The organism is Brachybacterium phenoliresistens, from assembly GCF_000576425.1.
In the GTDB taxonomy this organism is placed as follows: domain Bacteria; phylum Actinomycetota; class Actinomycetes; order Actinomycetales; family Dermabacteraceae; genus Brachybacterium; species Brachybacterium phenoliresistens.
Genome location: NZ_KK069997.1, coordinates 102,643 through 119,964, shown reverse-complemented (window position 1 = coordinate 119,964; position 17,322 = coordinate 102,643). Strand labels below are relative to the sequence as shown.

Below are 17,322 nucleotides of genomic sequence, written 5' to 3'. Positions count from 1 at the left end.
CGCCGAGCCCGCCCGCCCCGCCGAGCCCGCCCGCCCCGCCGAGCCGACGGCCCGCCCTGCCGAGCCGACGGCCCGGCGCGCCGCGCCGTCGACCGGCCGGTCCGAGGCGCCGGTGCGCCCCATGGCGGCCCGGGCCGCCGCCCCCGCATCCGTCCGGACTCCCGCGTCCCCGGCGGCCCGGACCCCGGCCTCTCCGGAGGCGGCCCCGGAGGGGCCGCGACGCGTCGTCCCGGCGGCGGATCGCTTCCGCTCCCTGGTGACCCCGCGGCCGTGGCTGCGGCGCCGCCGCACGATCCTCGCCGTCTCCGCGGGGCTGCTGGTGCTGGTCCTGGCGGCGGTCGGCGTGCTCCTGTACGCCCCCGCCTTCCGGGTCGCGGACGTCGAGATCGCCGGGACCGGCTACGTCGATGCGCAGGCCGTGCGCCGTGCCGCCGAGCCGGCGCTCGGCACGAGCATCCTGCGCGTCCCCTCCGGGCGGATCACGGCGGAGGCCGAGGCGATCCCCGGCGTGGCGAGCGCCTCCGTGGAGCGCACCTGGCCCGACGGGATCCGCGTCACGGTGCGCGAGCGCACGCCCATCGCGACGGTCGCGACCGCCGACGGCGGCACCGCGGTGGTCGACGCCGAGGGGGAGCAGCTCCCGCCCGAGGCGGCCGAGGGCGCGACGCTGGTGCCGCTGACCGTCGCGACCGGCTCCAAGGATCCTGAGGGCGCCACCGACGCGATGCTCGAGGTGCTCGCGGAGCTGCCCGCGGACCTGCGCGGGTCCACCAGCGCCATCTCCGCGTCCTCCCGCTCCGACGTCACCCTGACCGTCGCCGTGGGGGAGGGGCAGAAGACGGTCGTGTGGGGCGATGCGCAGGACGCGGAGCTCAAGGCCCAGGTCGTCGCCGCCCTCCTCGGGCAGCCGGGAACGGTGATCGACGTGTCCTCCCCGGTCGCCCCCGTCACCCGCTGACCGGGCGCCGACCGCGCCCGGGAATTCCCTCACCGTATTTCCTGCCGACACGCGCGCGAGGTGTTTGCGCCGGGTGCGCGGCGTCCATAGCGTCAGAAGCACGGATGAGAACGTATGAACCTGAACCTCAACTCGAGGTCGAGGGTTTGGCACCGGGGTCGAGCGGACGGCCCCGCACCGCTCCCATCAGCACAGACATCGAGAGCAAGGACCCGAACGTGACCGGATCACAGAACTACCTCGCAGTCATCAAGGTCGTCGGCATCGGCGGCGGCGGTGTGAACGCCGTCAACCGCATGATCGAATCCGGTCTCAAGGGCGTCGAGTTCATCGCCATCAACACCGACGCGCAGGCGCTGCTGATGTCCGACGCCGACGTCAAGCTCGACGTCGGCAAGGAGATCACCCGCGGCCTCGGCGCCGGCGCCGACCCGGAGGTCGGCAAGAAGGCGGCGGAGGACCACGCCGAGGAGATCGAGGAGGTGCTGCGCGGCGCCGACATGGTCTTCGTGACCGCCGGCGAGGGCGGCGGCACCGGCACCGGCGGTGCGCCGGTCGTGGCGAACATCGCCCGCAGCCTGGGCGCGCTGACCATCGGTGTGGTCACCCGTCCGTTCACCTTCGAGGGCCGTCGCCGCTCGACCCAGGCCGAGTCCGGCATCGCCGCCCTCCAGGCCGAGGTCGACACCCTCATCGTCATCCCCAACGACCGCCTGCTGTCGATCGCCGACAAGCAGGTCTCGATGCTCGACGCCTTCAAGTCCGCCGACCAGGTCCTGCTCTCCGGCGTCCAGGGCATCACCGACCTCATCACCACCCCGGGTCTGATCAACCTCGACTTCGCGGACGTGAAGTCCGTGATGCAGGGCGCGGGCAGCGCGCTGATGGGGATCGGCTCGGCCCGCGGGGACGACCGCGCCCTCCAGGCGGCGGAGCTCGCGGTCTCGAGCCCCCTGCTGGAGGCCTCCATCGACGGCGCCTACGGCGTGCTGCTGTCCATCCAGGGCGGCAGCGACCTCGGCCTCTACGAGGTCTCGGAGGCCGCCCGCCTGGTGCAGGAGGCCGCCCACCCCGATGCGAACATCATCTTCGGCTCCGTGATCGACGACGCCCTGGGCGACGAGGTCCGCGTGACCGTGATCGCGGCGGGCTTCGAGTCCGGCGGCCCCAGCCCGCGCCAGACGGCGCAGCCCGCAGCGATCCCGCAGCGCAGCGAGCCCCGCCGGACCGAGACGCAGCCGCGGCCCGCTCTGGGCCGGTCCGAGCAGCAGGAGTCCCGCGGTGCCGGCGCCGGGGCGTTCTCCGGCTCCTGGGGCACGCCCCAGCAGACCTTCACGCCCTCCCCGCAGGAGCAGCAGGCGGTGCCGCCGCGCCCGGCGTCCGCGCCCCAGCCCAGCCCCGAGCCGGCGACCGAGGTGCTGGACCCGGCCGAGGCCGAGTCCGCCGAGCGGCCGGCGCAGCAGGCCCAGCCCGCCTCGCCCCAGCCGGTGCGTCCCCCGCGCATCCAGGAGCCCGAGGGCGACGACGATCTCGACCTGCCGTCGTTCCTGAAGTGACGCTCCCGGCCGATGCCGTCCTGCGGGCCCCGCATCTGCGCGGGGCCCGCGCCCTGTTCACCACCCGGGCGGGCGGCATCGGCGCGGCGCCCTACGACAGCCTGAACCTCGCCCTGCACGTGGGGGACGAGGAGTCCGCCGTGCGCCGCAACCGCGACCTGCTCCGCGCGGAGATGGGCGCGCCCCTGGCCGCGGTCGATCAGATCCACTCGGCCGAGGTGCACGTCCTGCCCGCCGACGGCCCGGTCCCCGTGATCCCCGCCGATGCGCTGGTGACCTCCCGCCGCGACGTGGCGCTGCTGATCATGGTGGCCGACTGCCTGCCCGTGCTGCTGAGCGACGCGGCCTCCGGCGTGATCGGCGCCGCCCATGCGGGCCGTCGCGGCCTGCTCGACGGCGTGCTCCAGCGCACCGTGGAGTCCATGGCGGCGCTGGGCGCCGTCCCCTCCCGGATCCGGGCGAGCATCGGGCCGAGCATCTGCGGGGACTGCTACGAGGTGCCCGCCGCCATGCAGGAGGAGTCCGCCGCGGTCCTGGACGGCATCTGCGCGCGCACCCGCTGGGGCACCCCGGCCCTGGACCTGCGGGCGGGCGCCGTGCGAGCCCTCGAGCTCGCCGGGGTGCCCGCCTCCGCCGTCGCGGTCGAGGCCCCGTGCACCCTCGAGGACCCGCGCTTCTTCTCGTACCGGCGCGAGGGCACCACGGGGCGCTTCGCGGGCGTCATCCGCCGGGCCTGACGCGATCGCCCGCGCGGCACGGATCACGAGGACACGCCGGGATCCTGCGGACGACACGCCGTGCGCCTCCACGCGGGATATGCATCGCTCCGGTACGTTCCATGGGAAGGGTCCCCACGCACTCCCCGTGCTTCCCCGGGATCCCGTCAGCGGAATGAAGACAGACTGGGAGATCTGCCCATGGGCACGTGGCACAACGCGATGGTCGCACTCGGCCTCGCGAACGAGGTCGACGAGGACTACTACGACGACGAGCGGGACGTCCGCGACGACGCGCCGGCGGCGCGCCGCACCGAGCGGGCCCCGGAGCAGCATGTGGAGCGCGAGGCTCAGGTGACGCCCATCCGGCGCAACCATGTCGTCGCGATGAGTCCTTCTCAGGAGGAGACGATGGCGCGCATCACGACCATCCACCCGCGGTCCTACAACGACGCCAAGGCCATCGGCGAGTCGTTCCGCGACGGTGTCCCGGTGATCGTGAACCTCTCGGACATGCAGGACGGCGACGCCAAGCGCATGGTCGACTTCTCCGCGGGGCTCGTGTTCGGGCTGCGCGGCTCCATCGAGCGCGTCACCTCCAAGGTCTTCCTCCTGTCCCCGGAGTTCATCCAGGTCGACGGCGAGGCGACGGCCGAGGAGAGCAGCTTCTACAACCAGAGCTGAGGGCCGGTGCAGCTGATCGCCTCGGTGGCGTACATCGCGCTGCTGCTGTACATGATCGCGCTGGTGGCGCGACTGATCCTGGAATGGATCCAGGCCTATTCGCGGGATTTCCGGCCGCGGGGCCTGGTCCTCGTGCTCTTCGAGCTCGTCTACTCCCTCACCGACCCACCGGTGCGGGGGCTCCGTCGCATCATCCCGCCGATCCGCCTCGGCGCGGTGGCCCTGGACCTGAGCCTGATGATCCTCCTGCTCGGAGGGTCCATCCTGCTGTCCGTGCTCGGGGGCCTCGCTTCCTGAGAGGCCGGTGCGGAGATCGGATCCGCTTTCGGCTACGCTGTGTCGCAGGTGCGCACACGTAGGCGCCACACAACCAAGACTGACGAGAAGGTGACCCCATGGCCCTGATGCCCGAGGACCTGCTGAACAAGCGCTTCACCCCGGTGCGGTTCTCCGAAGGCTACGACATGGACGAGGTCGACAATTACCTCGACAACGACGTCCTGCCGCGCCTGCAGGAGCTCATCGACGAGAACGCGCGCCTGACCACGGAGCTCGAGGAGGCCCAGAACCGCATCGCGGAGCTGGAGTCCGCCGCGGCCGCCTCCGCGCAGGCCCCCGCGGCCGTCGCCGAGGACGAGGACACCGCCGTCGCAGCCGTCGCCGAGACCGAGGCTCCCGCGGCCGAGCCCGCCGAGGAGCCCGTCGCGGAGGCCCCGGCCGAGCCCGCCGCAGCCCAGAGCCCCGACGCCTCGGCCGCCGGCATCATCGCCCTGGCCAACCGCCTGCACGACGAGTACGTCAAGAACGGCGAGGACGAGCGCGACCGCCTCATCAACGCCGCGCAGGAGGAGCACCAGCGCATCGTCGGCGAGGCCGAGGAGAAGTCCCGCACCACGCTGGAGGCGCTCGAGGTCAAGAAGGCGGAGCTGGAGAAGGCGATCGAGGGTCTGCGCACCTTCGAGCGCGACTACCGCAACCGCCTGCGCAACTACCTGGAGAACCAGCTGCGCGATCTCGACACCAGCGAGACGCAGGACAAGCAGGCGAACTTCGGTCTGTGAACCGTTCCGCCACGGACCCTGCGAACGCCGGACGCGATGCGTCCGGCGTTCGCCGTCCTCTCCCTCTGACCGCCGTCCTGGCGATCGTCCTGGTGCTCGGCGCCGCCCTCGCCGTCGCCGACCAGGCGACCAAGAACTGGGCCGAGTCCGCGCTGCCGCTGGGCCGCTCCCAGCCCCTGCTCGGCGAGATCCTCCAGCTGCACCTGCTGTACAACTCGGGCGCCGCCTGGGGGATGGGCGCCGGCGCCACCCCGGTGGTGACCTGCCTGCAGCTGCTCATCTGCGTGGGCGTGCTCGTCTTCGCCGTCCGCGCGGTCCGCTCGCCCTGGTGGGCGCTGAGCCTCGGGCTGATCATCGGCGGGGCGCTCGGCAACATCCATGACCGGCTGCTGCGCCCGCCCGGTCCGTTCCGCGGCGAGGTCGTCGACTTCCTCCAGCTGCCGAACTGGCCCGTGTTCAACGTGGCGGACATGGGCGTGGTCGGCGGGGCGATCCTGCTGGTCCTGCTCAGCGTGATCGGCGTGCCCTCGGACCCCTCCCGCCCCGCGGACGCGGCGGACCGCCGCCCGGCCCCGACTGACCAGGAGCACGGAGCATGAGCGAGGAGCGCACCCTTCCCGTGCCCGACGGGCTGGCGGGGGAGCGGGTCGACGTCGGCGTCTCGCGGCTGTTCGGCCTCTCGCGCACCCGGGCCGCGGAGCTCGTGATGGCCGGCGAGGTCACCATCGACGGCGCCGTGCCCGCCCGCTCGACCCGCCTCGAGGCCGGAGCCCTGCTCACCGCGGTGATCCCGCCGGCGAGGCCTGCGGCGCAGATCCACGCCGGGGTCGTCGAGGGCATGAGCATCGTCTTCGAGGACGACCACATCGTCGTCGTCGACAAGCCCGTGGGCGTGGCCGCCCATCCCAGCGTCGGCTGGACCGGGCCGACGGTGCTGGGCCATCTCGCCGGGGCCAACATCCGCATCTCCACCTCGGGTGCGCCCGAGCGCAAGGGGATCGTCCAGCGCCTGGACGTGGGCACCAGCGGTCTCATGGTCGTCGCCAAGTCCGAGCGCGCCTACTCGGTGCTCAAGGACGCCTTCCGCCGCCGCACCGTCTCCAAGACGTACCACGCGGTGTGCCAGGGCCACCCGGACCCGCTGCGCGGGACCATCGAGGCGCCCATCGGCCGCTCCCCGCACCACGACTACAAGTACGCGGTCATGAGCACCGGCAAGCACGCGGTGACCCACTACGAGGTCGAGGAGATGTTCCGCTCGGCCGCGCTGCTGGAGATCCACCTGGAGACCGGCCGCACCCACCAGATCCGCGTCCACTTCTCCGCCATGCGGCATCCGCTGGTGGGGGACCCGCTCTACGGCTCGGATCCGACGATCGCGGCCCGTCTGGGCCTGGAGCGCCAGTGGCTGCACGCCGTCGAGCTCAGCTTCGAGCATCCGATCTCCCGCGAGCAGGTCACCTTCACCTCGTCCTATCCCGAGGACCTCGCCGAGGCGCTCCGCATCCTGCGCGAGGGCTGAGGCCCCTGCGGCGCCGGGTGCGGAGCCGATCGCGATACCGTCGGAGCATGAGCGACGAGCAGCCGAGCACCGCCCTGTCCGCCTCCCGGGACAGCGCCCTGTCCCGCCCCGACTTCCCCTTCGCCCGGGTGGCGCGGCGCCTGGGCATCGACCCTGCCGGCGCGGAGCTCGCTCTGCGCGACGAGGGCCGGGCCCGCACCGCGGTGGAGGAGGCCGCCCAGGCCTACCTCGAGGCCGATGACGACCGCCGTGCGGGGCGCACCCCCGCCAGCCCCATCGCCCTGGACCCGGACTTCCCCACCGGCGTCGGCATGGCGCTGGTGGGCGCGGCGGTGCTGTGGGACGCGCGCCATCTGGTGCCGAGGATCGCGCTGCGCGTGGCCAAGGACCACTACGAGTCCGGGGACGACGAGCTGGCCGCCAGCTACATCGCCCTGGTGCAGGAGTCCGTGGACCCCGGGCAGGACGACGCCTCCGCCTGGGCCGCCCAGTCCCTGCTCGTGGCCGTGCTGCAGCGCTCGGGCTCCGCGGCGGCGGCCGATGAGATCGCCCGCGACCTCGCCGCCCACGACGTGCCGATCGACCTGTGGCGCGACGACGATCCGAGCCTGCCCGACGACTCCCTCGCCTGGCACGGCGGCGCCTTCGTCGGCGGCATCCCGCCGCGGCGCGACGAGCGCTCGCTGAGCACCGAGGACGTCCAGGACTACCTCGCGACGCTGCTCGCCGAGACCCGGCGCGGGCAGCAGGCCGAGGAGGACGGCGGGTCGCGCTGATCCGCTGACCGCGCACCGCCGGCCGCCTCCGCCGCCGGGCCGTCCGCCCCCTCGCCGGCACCGGCTCCCCGGGCGGGCGGCGGCCGGCGGATCACGGGGATCGGGCGACACGCCGGACGCGCGGCGTGACCTTCGCGGCCGCTGCGGCGGGACCCCGGGGGCCCCGCCGGAGGGGGACGGTGACTAGGCTTGGACCATGGCTTCCGACGACTTCGTGCACCTCCACGTCCACACCGACTACTCCCTCCTGGACGGGGCCGCGAAGATCAGCAAACTCGTCGACGAGACCGCACGTCTGGGTCAGAAGGCCATCGCGATCACGGACCACGGCTACACCTTCGGGGCCTACGAGTTCTACCGCACCGCGAAGGCCGCCGGCATCAAGCCGATCATCGGCGTCGAGGCGTACGTGACCCCCGGCACCAGCCGCCACGACCGCACCCGTGTGCAGTGGGGCACCAAGGAGCAGCAGGAGGCGGGGGACGACGTCTCCGCGCGCGGCGCCTACACCCACCTGACCCTGCTCTCGCGCACCACCGAGGGGATGCACAACCTCTTCCGCCTGGCCTCCACCGCCTCGCTGGACGGCCAGATGGGCAAGTGGCCACGCATGGACCGCGAGAGCATCCAGAAGTACAGCACGGGCCTCATCGCCACCTCCGGATGCCCCTCCGGCGAGGTGCAGACCCGCATCCGCCTGGGGCACTGGGACGAGGCCGTCAAGGCGGCGGGGGAGTACCAGGACATCTTCGGCAAGGAGAACTACTTCATCGAGCTGATGGACCACGGGCTCTCCCTCGAGCAGCGCGTGACCAAGGAGCTGCTGGAGCTGTCCCGGACCATCGGCGCCCCGATCGTGGCGACCAACGACCTCCACTACGTCACCGAGGAGGACGCCAAGATCCAGGATGCGCTGCTGTGCATCAACTCCGGGTCGACCTTCGACACCCCCGGCCGCTTCAAGTTCGACGGCTCGGGCTACTACCTCAAGTCCGGGCGCGAGATGCGCGAGCTGTTCCGCGAGCTGCCCGAGGCCTGCGACAACACGCTGCGCATCGCCGACATGGTGGACGTCGCCTTCACCACCACCGACGAGGGCGCGAACTACATGCCGGTCTTCCCGACCCCGCCGGGCGAGGACGAGCACTCCTGGTTCGTCAAGGAGGTCGAGCGGGGCCTGGAGTACCGCTACCCCGCGGGCATCCCCGACGAGGTCCGCGCGCGGGCGGACTACGAGGTCGGCGTCATCACGCAGATGGGCTTCCCGGGCTACTTCCTGGTCGTCTCCGACTTCATCAAGTGGGCCAAGGAGAACGGGATCCGGGTGGGGCCGGGCCGTGGCTCCGGCGCCGGCTCGATGGTCGCCTACGCCATGCGCATCACGGACCTCGACCCGATCGAGCACGGCCTGCTGTTCGAGCGGTTCCTGAACCCCGACCGCGTGTCCATGCCCGACTTCGACGTCGACTTCGATGATCGCCGCCGCGGCGAGGTGCTCGAGTACGTCACCCGCAAGTACGGCGACGACCGCGTGGCCCAGGTGATCACCTACGGGGTGATGAAGACGAAGAACTCCCTCAAGGACGCCTCGCGCGTGCTGGGCTACCCGTACGCCATGGGCGATCGCCTCTCCAAGGCGCTGCCGCCCACCGTGATGGGCAAGGACATCCCGATCTCCGGGATCTTCGACCCGGAGCACAAGCGCTACGCCGAGGCGGGGGAGTTCCGCCGCCTGCACGACGAGGACCCGGACGTGCGTCGGGTGGTGGACATCGCCCGCGGCGTCGAGGGCCTGACCCGCGGCTGGGGCGTGCACGCCTGCGCCGTCATCATGTCCAGCGACCCGCTGATCGACATCATCCCGATGATGCGCCGCCCCTCCGACGGCCAGATCATCACCCAGTTCGACTACCCGACCTGCGAGACGCTGGGCCTGCTGAAGATGGACTTCCTGGGCCTGCGCAACCTCACGGTGCTCTCCGACGCGGTCGAGAACATCACCAAGAACGGCAAGGAGGCCGTCGACCTCGAGCAGCTGCCGTTCGACGACACCGCCACCTACGAGCTGCTCCAGCGCGGCGACACGCTGGGCGTGTTCCAGCTCGATGGCTCCGGCATGCGCACGCTGCTGCGCCAGATGAAGCCCGACCAGTTCGGCGACATCACCGCGGTCTCGGCCCTGTACCGTCCCGGGCCGATGGGCATGGGCTCGCACACGAACTACGCGATGCGCAAGAACGGCCTGCAGCCGATCACGCCGATCCATCCGGAGCTGGAGGAGCCGCTCTCGGAGATCCTCGGCGAGACCTACGGCGTGCTGGTCTACCAGGAGCAGGTCATGCAGACGGCGCAGAAGGTCGCCGGATACAGCCTGGGACAGGCCGACATCCTGCGCCGCGCCATGGGCAAGAAGAAGAAGGCCGAGCTGGACAAGCAGTTCGTCTCCTTCGAGGCCGGCATGAAGGAGCACGGATACTCCGACGAGGCCGTCAGCGCCCTGTGGGAGACTCTGCTGCCCTTCGCCGACTACGCCTTCAACAAGTCGCACTCCGCCGCCTACGGCGTGGTCTCCTACTGGACCGCGTACCTCAAGGCGAACTACCCCACCGAGTACATGGCGGCGCTGCTCACCTCCACCCAGGAGAACCGCGACCGCCTGGGCCTGTACCTCGGCGACTGCCGCCACCGCGGCATCACCGTGCTCCCCCCGGACGTCAACGAGTCCGACATGTACTTCTCGGCCGTGGGCGACGACATCCGCTTCGGGCTCTCGGCCATCCGCAACGTGGGCATGAACGTCGTCGAGGCGATCATCCAGGCGCGCGAGGAGAAGGGCGCCTTCACGTCCTTCACCGACTTCCTGGACAAGGTGCCGCTCACGGTGTGCAACAAGCGCACCATCGAGTCGCTCATCAAGGGCGGCGCCTTCGACTCCCTCGGGGCGAACCGCCGCTCCCTCGTGCTGATCCACGAGGATGCGGTCGATGCCGTGGTCGACGTCAAGCGCAAGGAGGCCCAGGGGCAGTACGACCTGTTCGGCGCGGACATGTTCGGCGACGACCCCAGCGCCCAGACGGGCTCCGCGGCGACGATCACCGTGCCCGACCTGCCCGAGTGGGACCGCAAGGAGAAGCTCGCCTTCGAGCGCAACATGCTGGGCCTGTACGTCTCGGACCACCCCCTGCACGGGCTCGAGCACGTCATCGCCCAGAACTCCTCGACGTCGATCAGCGCGCTCGCCGACGAGGGCGCGGTCGAGGACGGCGCCATGGTCACCATCGCCGGGCTGATCACGGCCCTGCAGCGCAAGACCACCAAGAAGGGCGACATGTGGGCGATCGCCACCGTCGAGGACCTCGAGGGGTCGATCGACTGCCTGCTGTTCCCCTCGACGTACCAGACGGTCGCCACGGAGCTCGCGGAGGACCTCGTCGTCTCCATGAAGGGCCGCGTGGACACCTCCAAGGGCATGCCGGAGCTTCGGGTGATGGAGATGACGATCCCCGAGACCGGCGGCGGGGCCGACGGCCCGGTGGTCATCTCCCTGGCGGCGGGCCGCGCCACGGAGAAGGTCGCCCAGCAGCTGCGGGACGTGCTGGAGGACAACCGCGGTTCGAGCGAGGTCCGCCTGCGCCTGCAGGAGCCCGGCCGCACCACGCTGATGCAGCTGGACAAGCGCTTGTCCGTCACCCCGTCGGCCGCGCTGTACGCCTCGCTCAAGGCCCTGCTGGGCCCGGGCTGCCTCCAGTGAGCGGGCCGACGGGCGCGGGCGCTCCCGGCGCCGGGCCGGGCACCGAGCCGGGAGCCGCCGCCCGCGAGCTGCTGCCGGAGGCGCTGCTCGCCGAGATCCGGGAGCGCGCCGCCGTCTACGACCGCGAGAACCGCTTCTTCGACGAGGACCTCGCCGCGCTGCGCGAGCGCGGATACCTGCGCCTGCTGGTGCCGCAGGAGCTGGGCGGCCTCGGCGCCACCCTGGCCGAGGCCGGCCGCGTCCAGCGGCGCCTGGCCGCGGCGGCGCCGGCGACGGCGCTCGCGATGAACATGCACCTCGTGGTCACCGGCGCGGCCCTGCACGCCCACCGCCGCGGGCACGAGGGCGTGCGGCCGATCCTCGAGGACGCCGCGCAGGACCGCCTGTTCGCCTTCGGGATCTCCGAGGCCGGCAACGAGGCGATGCTCTTCGACGCCTCCACCGAGGCCCGCCGCCTCGACGAGGCGCCGCGGAGCGCCGGGACGGCCCCTGCCGGCCGTCGCGGCGGGGCGGCGGGGGGAGGCGTCGTCTTCTCCGGCACCAAGATCTTCACCTCGCTGGCTCCCGCCTGGGATCGCCTGGTGGTCCACGGCCGCCTCGCCGCGACCGTGGAGACGGACCCGACCCTCGTGTTCGGCGTCCTCGAGCGCACCGAGGCGGTGCGCACCCTGGACGACTGGGACACCCACGGGATGCGCGCCAGCCAGTCGCGCACCACGATCCTGGACCAGGCGCCCTGCCCGGCGGAGCAGGTCATCACCACCACCCCGGTCGGCCCGAACCAGGATCCCTTCGTGCTGGGCGTGTTCGGCTGCTTCGAGCTGCTGATCGCCGCGGTGTACACCGGCATCGCCCAGCGCGCCGTCGAGCTCGGCACCCAGGTCGCGCTGCGCAGGCGGAGCATCACCCGCGGGATCGTCCACGCGGACGATCCCGACGTGCGCCGCCGCCTGGCCCGGGCCGCGATCGGCGTGGACGGCTCCGTGCTCCAGATCGACAAGCTCCTCGCCGACCTCGACGCCCTCGGCACGGGGGAGGCCGGTCCCGGGACCACCGACCACGGCGGGCGCTGGTTCCTGCAGTTCTCCGGGGTGAAGTCCCGCGCCACGGAGGCGGCGATCGCCGCGGTCGACGAGGTGCTGCGGGCCAGCGGCGGAGCCCACTACTCGCGCCGCAGCGAGCTGGAGCGCCTCTCCCGCGACGCGCGCGCCGGGATCTACCACCCCAGCGACGAGGAGTCCGTGCAGGCCTCCTACGCGAAGGCGCTGCTGGGCGAGATCGGCGCCGCGGGCTCCGGAGCCTGACGCCTCCCGCAGACGAGATCGACCAGGGCCTCCTCCGGGAGGAAGCCCTGGTCGATCTCGTCCGTGCCCCGTCGAGGCCTGCGCCCCGGGGCGGGAGGGGCTGCGGGGACGGCCGGCGCGGCCGCCCCCGCGGACCTCAGTCCTCGGCGCCTGCGGGCTGCGTGCCCTCGCCGTCGGCCCCCGAGGAGGCCGAGCCGGCCGGCGCTGAGCTCGCGGAGGCGCCCGGCTCGGCCGATGCCCACGCAGGGCGGGCGCCCGCCGGGGTCGCCGGGTCGGAGGCGCGCACGTCCCGGCCGGAGCTCGCGGCCCGCTCGAGCGTCTCCTGGAAGTCGACGCCGGTGGTGGCGCTGACCATGTCGAGCACCTGCGCGAGCCCGCGCGAGATGTTCTGGCCGATCTTCGACTCGCCGTCGGAGGAGATCACCGACAGCTTCTCGATGTTGCTGTACGGCGCGGCCAGCTCGTTCGCGACCGCCGGCAGCACCTCGAGGACCTGCGCCAGCACGGCGGCGTCGTTGAACTGCTTGTACGCCTCCGCCTTGGCGCGGGTGGCCTCGGCCTCGGCCTCGCCGCGGGCGAGGATCGCCGCGGCCTCCGCCTCGCCCTTGGCGCGCAGCGAGTCGGCCTGCGCCTGGCCCTCCAGGCGCACCGCCTCGGCGTCCTTGGAGCGACGCTGCAGCTCGACCTCCGCCTCGGCGCGACCGCGAGCCTCGATGGCATGCGCCTCCGCGTCGGCGGACACCTTGCGGGACTCGGCGCGGTTGCGCTCGTCGGCCAGCTGGGCCTCGGAGTCGGCGATGCGCGCGTACTTCTTCGAGTCCGCGTCCTGCTGCTCGGCGTAGCGCTTGGCCTCCGCCGGCTTGTGGACCTCGGCGATCAGCTGCTTCTCGCGCAGATCGTTGTTGCGGACCGCGATGAGCTCCTCCTGCTCGATGATCCGCTGCTGCTGCGCGGCCCGGGAGAGCGGACCGGCGGCATCGGCGACGGCCTGACGGGCGTCCGTCTCCTCCTTGATCTCCGCGTTGCGCAGATCGAAGGCCTGCTTGGACTCCGCCTCCTGCTGGAGGTTGATGTTCTTCGCCTGGGTCGACTCGCGGTTCGCGTCCGACTCGGCGATCGCCGCGCGCTTGGCGACCAGGGCGGCCTCGGGGCGTCCCCAGTCGCGCAGGTAGGACCCGTCGTCCTCGACCGCGGAGATCTGGAAGGTGTCGATGACCAGACCCTGGTTGTTCATCGAGTGCTCCGCCTCGGCCTGCACCTGGTTGGCGAAGGACGCGCGGTCACGGATGATCTGCTCGACCGACAGCGTGCCCACCACGGCGCGCAGGGTGCCCGAGAGGATCTCCTGCGTGTAGTGGTCGATCTGCTGCTGCTGGTCCAGGAAGCGCTGCGAGGCCTTGCGGACGTCGTCGACGTTGCCGCCGACCTTGACCTGCGCGACGCCGCGCAGGCGCAGGAAGATCCCGTTCATCGAGTACCCCTCGACCTCGACGGGGATCTGCCGCGAGCTGAGGCTGAGCACGAAGGCGCGGTCGAAGAACGGCCGCACGATCGCGCGCGAGCCGATCACCACCCGCGCGCCTCCGGATTCGAGGTCGACATCGCCCGACTTGGCGTTGCGACCGGTGATGATGAGCGCCTCGTTCGGCGCTGCGATGCGGTAGCTGCGCAGGATCACGAGGATCCCGATCAGCACCACCACCGCGATTCCGACCAGGACGACGAGCCCCAGTCCCAGGAACGGCTCCATGGATTCCCCTTCGATCGGTGCGTCCGGTGTCCGATGCGGGGCGCTCGCCGCCGCGCGCTCCGGAGGGAGCCCTGCGCGAGGGCGGTGTCCAGCTCAGTCCCCGGGACACCGTGAGCAGATTATCAGGGGGCGTTCGGCGTCCGCCCAGCTCGTCCGAATCCTCCGATCTCACGATGCGACCCTCTGTCCATATCGTGGGACTGCGGGTCTATGGTGCCGTGCCGTGAGCATCACCGAATCCCCCACCCCGCCCGTGGCCCCGGCCAACACGCGCGGACGCGTCATCACGGCCTCGATGGTCGGCACGACCATCGAGTTCTTCGACTTCTACGCGTACGCGACCGCGGCCTCCCTCGTCTTCCCCGCCCTGTTCTTCCCGACGCAGAGCCCCGCGAACCAGCTCCTGAGCTCCTTCGCGATCTTCGGCGTCGCCTTCGTCGCCCGCCCGCTGGGCTCGCTCGTCTTCGGCCACTACGGCGACCGCGTCGGCCGCAAGACCACGCTCGTGGCGAGCCTGCTGGTGATGGGCATCGCGACCTTCCTCATCGGCGTCCTGCCCACCGCGCAGACCCCCGGCTTCACCATCCTCGCCCCGGCCATCCTCGTGCTGCTGCGCTTCTGCCAGGGCGTGGGCCTGGGCGGCGAATGGTCCGGTGCGGCGCTGCTGGCCACCGAGAACGCCCCGCCCGGAAAGCGGGCGCTGTACGGCACCTTCCCGCAGCTCGGCGCCCCGCTGGGCTTCATCCTGTCCAACCTGCTGTTCGTGGGCCTGAGCCTCGGCCTGAGCGACGCCCAGTTCACCAGCTGGGGCTGGCGCGTGCCGTTCCTGCTCTCGGCCGTGCTGGTGATCGTCGGGCTGTGGGTGCGCCTGAAGCTCATGGAGTCGCCCGCGTTCCAGAAGGTGATCGACGAGGAGCGGGTCGCCGCGGTGCCGATCGCCCGGGTGTTCCGCCGCTCGTGGAAGCCCCTGGTCCTGGCGACCTTCGCCATGGTCGCCACCTACGTCCTGTTCTACATGATGACCGCGTTCCTCATGGTCGTGGGCACCACCCCGGCCGACGAGGGCACGGCGCGCGCCGCGGCCGAGGCCGCCGGCAAGTCCTTCGACGCGGCGTCCTTCGCGCCGGGGCTGGGCTTCGCCCGACCGCAGTTCCTCACGATGCTGATCATCGGCGTCGTCTTCTTCGGCATCTTCACCGTGGTCTCCGGGCCGCTGGCCGATCGCCTGGGCCGGCGCCGCCTGCTGCTCGCGGTCACCGCCGGGATCGGCGTGTTCGGCCTGCTGCTGGAGCCGCTCATGCGCTCGGGCACCGTCGGCGTGATGGCCGCCCTGATCCTGGGCTTCGCCCTGATGGGCATGACCTTCGGGCCGATGGCCGCGTTCCTCCCGGAGATGTTCACCGCCGATGTGCGCTACACCGGCAGCGCCGTGAGCTACAACCTGGCCTCCGTGATCGGCGCGGCGCCGGCGCCGTACGCGATGATCGCGCTGTGGCAGGCCCTCGGCGGACCGCTGTGGCTGGTGGGCGGCTACCTGCTGCTGGCCGCCGTGATCACGATCGTCGCGCTGCTGCTGGGCACCGAGACGCGCGAGGTCGACTACCTGGCCTGACCCCGTCAGGCCCCGGCCGGGTCATCGCTCCCGTCCGGCGTCCGGGCCCCTCAGAGGATTCCGGGCCCCTCAGAGGATTCCGGGCCCCTCAGAGGATGTCGCGCACCCGCGGCTGGATCCCGCCGCGGCCCTTGAGCACCAGGTTGAGGGTCACCGCGCTGAAGGCGGCGGCGCTCACGCCCGAGCTGAGGACCATCGAGACCAGCGTCGGCAGCGAGGCGTACAGGTCCGGCACGGCGAGCGGCATGACCGCCAGGGCCAGGGACACCGCGACGATCATGGTGTCGTGGCCGGCGTCGCGCTCATCGGTGCGCGGCGCCTCGGAGATCGTCCGAATGCCCGCCGCGGCGACCGAGCCGAACAGCACGATCCCGGCGCCGCCGAGCACGGGGGAGGGGACCGCGGCGATGACGCGGCCCAGCACCGGCACCAGGCCCAGCAGGAGCAGCAGCACGCCGCCGGCGGCCACGGTGTAGCGCGAGCGGACGCGGCTGACGGAGATGAGGCCGATGTTCTGGGCGAAGGCCGTGGCCGGGAACGAGTTGACCACCGGCGCGAGGGCGGAGGCGAGCATGTCCGCACGCAGGCCGTCGGACAGGCGTCGCGGCGGCAGGTCGGTGCCGACCACCTTCGTCACCGCGAACAGGTTCGCCGTGGTCTCCATGAGGGTCACGATGATCACGACGACCATGGGGATGATCGCCGCGAGGTGGAAGGTCGGGGCGCCGAAGGCGAAGGGCTGCGGGAAGGCGAGCAGCGATCCCTCGCCCACGGCGGAGAAGTCCGCCCGGCCCAGGGCGAGGGCCACCAGCGTGCCGATCACGATGCCCAGCATGATCGCCACCCCGGACAGGGCGCGGATCCGCGAGAGCACCAGCACGGCGACCAGGGTGATCGCGGCCAGGCCCAGGTTCCCGGCGCCGCCGAAGCCCTCGGTCCCCTCGGTGCCCAGGATCCAGCCGGCCGCGACCGGAAGCAGGGAGATGCCCATGGCGGCGATGATCGTCCCCGTCACCACCGGCGGGAACAGCGGTTGCATGCGCGTGACCAGGGGGACCAGGAGCAGGCCGACGATGCTCGCGACGATCACCGAGCCGAAAACGGCCGGCAGGCCGCCGCCGTCGGCGATGATCACGCCCATCGTCGAGACGGCGCCGAAGGTCGTGCCCTGGACCAGGGGGAGCCGGGCGCCGAAGCCGGGCACGCCGATCGACTGCAGCACCGTGGCCAGGCCCGAGACGAACAGGGCGCAGGCCACCAGCAGGCCGACCTCGACCTCGGGCAAGCCGGCCGCGCTGCCGACGATCAGCGGGATGGCGACGACGCCGCCGTACATGGACAGGACGTGCTGGGCGCCGAACAGGACGGTGCGCCCCAGCGGCAGGCGCTCGTCCTCGGGCCGGACGGGCGGGGCGGTGGTCGCGCGGGGGGATGCGGAGGTCACGGGGTGCTGTCCTCGGGATCGGGGGCGTTCTCGGGCGGGGAAGCGGACGGCGGTCCGCCGCAGAACGCACGCACGGGCGAGCGCCCGGAGTGCGACGACGGCGGGCGCTCCGGGGATTCTACGGCCGATGCTCCGGCCCGCGGGCGGGGCCCGCGGACGAATGCGCCACAGCGCGGTGCCGTCGTGCA

At 72.2% G+C, this 17,322-nt stretch carries 14 protein-coding genes; 12 read left to right on the top strand and 2 right to left on the bottom strand.

Features of this window, described 5'->3' with window-relative positions; genetic code table 11:
* The 11 genes from BF93_RS12685 to BF93_RS12635 all read left to right on the top strand — a co-directional run.
* Positions 1–958 (top strand): cell division protein FtsQ/DivIB (locus BF93_RS12685; RefSeq protein ID WP_038373090.1); only part of this gene is annotated, 958 nt, incomplete at its 5' end.
* A 218-nt stretch (positions 959–1,176) separates the two neighbouring features.
* Positions 1,177–2,514: a cell division protein FtsZ gene (gene ftsZ, locus BF93_RS12680; protein WP_038373089.1), complete on the top strand. Its 1,338-nt coding sequence runs from the start codon at positions 1,177–1,179 to the stop codon at positions 2,512–2,514.
* Entirely contained in the window at positions 2,511–3,251 is a 741-nt protein-coding gene (pgeF, locus tag BF93_RS12675) for a peptidoglycan editing factor PgeF (RefSeq protein WP_051486922.1), read from the top strand. The genes ftsZ and pgeF overlap by 4 nt, the downstream gene beginning before the upstream one ends.
* 180 nt (positions 3,252–3,431) lie before the next feature.
* Positions 3,432–3,914 (top strand): cell division protein SepF, encoded by a 483-nt coding sequence (locus BF93_RS12670; RefSeq protein WP_038373088.1) that lies wholly within the window; start codon positions 3,432–3,434, stop codon positions 3,912–3,914.
* A gap of 6 nt (positions 3,915–3,920) precedes the next feature.
* A complete protein-coding gene (locus BF93_RS12665) occupies positions 3,921–4,211 on the top strand; it encodes a YggT family protein (RefSeq protein WP_038373087.1) in 291 nt (96 codons plus the stop codon).
* Positions 4,212–4,309: 98 nt separating this feature from the next.
* Entirely contained in the window at positions 4,310–4,975 is a 666-nt protein-coding gene (locus BF93_RS12660) for a DivIVA domain-containing protein (protein WP_038373085.1), read from the top strand.
* 92 nt (positions 4,976–5,067) lie between these two features.
* The gene (lspA, locus tag BF93_RS12655) at positions 5,068–5,574 is read left to right on the top strand and encodes a signal peptidase II (RefSeq protein ID WP_232226396.1); all 507 of its coding nucleotides are present in this window, start codon (positions 5,068–5,070) and stop codon (positions 5,572–5,574) included.
* Positions 5,571–6,497, top strand: coding sequence for an RluA family pseudouridine synthase (locus tag BF93_RS12650; RefSeq protein WP_038373084.1), 927 nt, complete (start codon positions 5,571–5,573; stop codon positions 6,495–6,497). Before lspA ends, BF93_RS12650 begins: the two co-directional genes overlap by 4 nt.
* 47 nt (positions 6,498–6,544) lie before the next feature.
* Positions 6,545–7,273 carry a hypothetical protein gene (locus BF93_RS12645; RefSeq protein ID WP_038373083.1) on the top strand — a complete coding sequence of 243 codons (729 nt, stop codon included), beginning with the start codon at positions 6,545–6,547 and terminating at the stop codon, positions 7,271–7,273.
* 196 nt (positions 7,274–7,469) lie between these two features.
* Entirely contained in the window at positions 7,470–11,024 is a 3,555-nt protein-coding gene (dnaE, locus tag BF93_RS12640) for a DNA polymerase III subunit alpha (RefSeq protein WP_038373082.1), read from the top strand.
* A 68-nt stretch (positions 11,025–11,092) separates the two neighbouring features.
* Positions 11,093–12,328, top strand: a complete 1,236-nt coding sequence (locus BF93_RS12635) for an acyl-CoA dehydrogenase family protein (protein ID WP_038373139.1) — start codon at positions 11,093–11,095, stop codon at positions 12,326–12,328.
* Positions 12,329–12,464: 136 nt separating this feature from the next.
* Here the strand turns inward: BF93_RS12635 and BF93_RS12630 are convergent, their stop codons facing one another.
* Positions 12,465–14,078, bottom strand: a complete 1,614-nt coding sequence (locus BF93_RS12630; RefSeq protein ID WP_051486920.1) for a flotillin family protein — start codon at positions 14,076–14,078, stop codon at positions 12,465–12,467.
* A gap of 223 nt (positions 14,079–14,301) precedes the next feature.
* On the opposite strand from BF93_RS12630, the gene BF93_RS12625 reads away from it, so the two are divergent.
* Positions 14,302–15,690, top strand: coding sequence for an MFS transporter (locus BF93_RS12625; protein WP_232226394.1), 1,389 nt, complete (start codon positions 14,302–14,304; stop codon positions 15,688–15,690).
* Between the two features lie 88 nt (positions 15,691–15,778).
* Here the strand turns inward: BF93_RS12625 and BF93_RS12620 are convergent, their stop codons facing one another.
* Positions 15,779–17,134 (bottom strand): nucleobase:cation symporter-2 family protein, encoded by a 1,356-nt coding sequence (locus BF93_RS12620; RefSeq protein WP_051486919.1) that lies wholly within the window; start codon positions 17,132–17,134, stop codon positions 15,779–15,781.
* Between the last annotated feature and the right edge of the window lie 188 nt (positions 17,135–17,322).

Coding starts and splice junctions, on each gene's coding strand:
- BF93_RS12670 (WP_038373088.1), top strand. CDS start 3,432: ATGGGCACGTGGCACAACGCGATGGTCGCACTCGGCCTCGCGAACGAG.
- dnaE (WP_038373082.1), top strand. CDS start 7,470: ATGGCTTCCGACGACTTCGTGCACCTCCACGTCCACACCGACTACTCC.
- BF93_RS12660 (WP_038373085.1), top strand. CDS start 4,310: ATGGCCCTGATGCCCGAGGACCTGCTGAACAAGCGCTTCACCCCGGTG.
- BF93_RS12650 (WP_038373084.1), top strand. CDS start 5,571: ATGAGCGAGGAGCGCACCCTTCCCGTGCCCGACGGGCTGGCGGGGGAG.
- BF93_RS12630 (WP_051486920.1), bottom strand. CDS start 14,078: ATGGAGCCGTTCCTGGGACTGGGGCTCGTCGTCCTGGTCGGAATCGCG.
- BF93_RS12645 (WP_038373083.1), top strand. CDS start 6,545: ATGAGCGACGAGCAGCCGAGCACCGCCCTGTCCGCCTCCCGGGACAGC.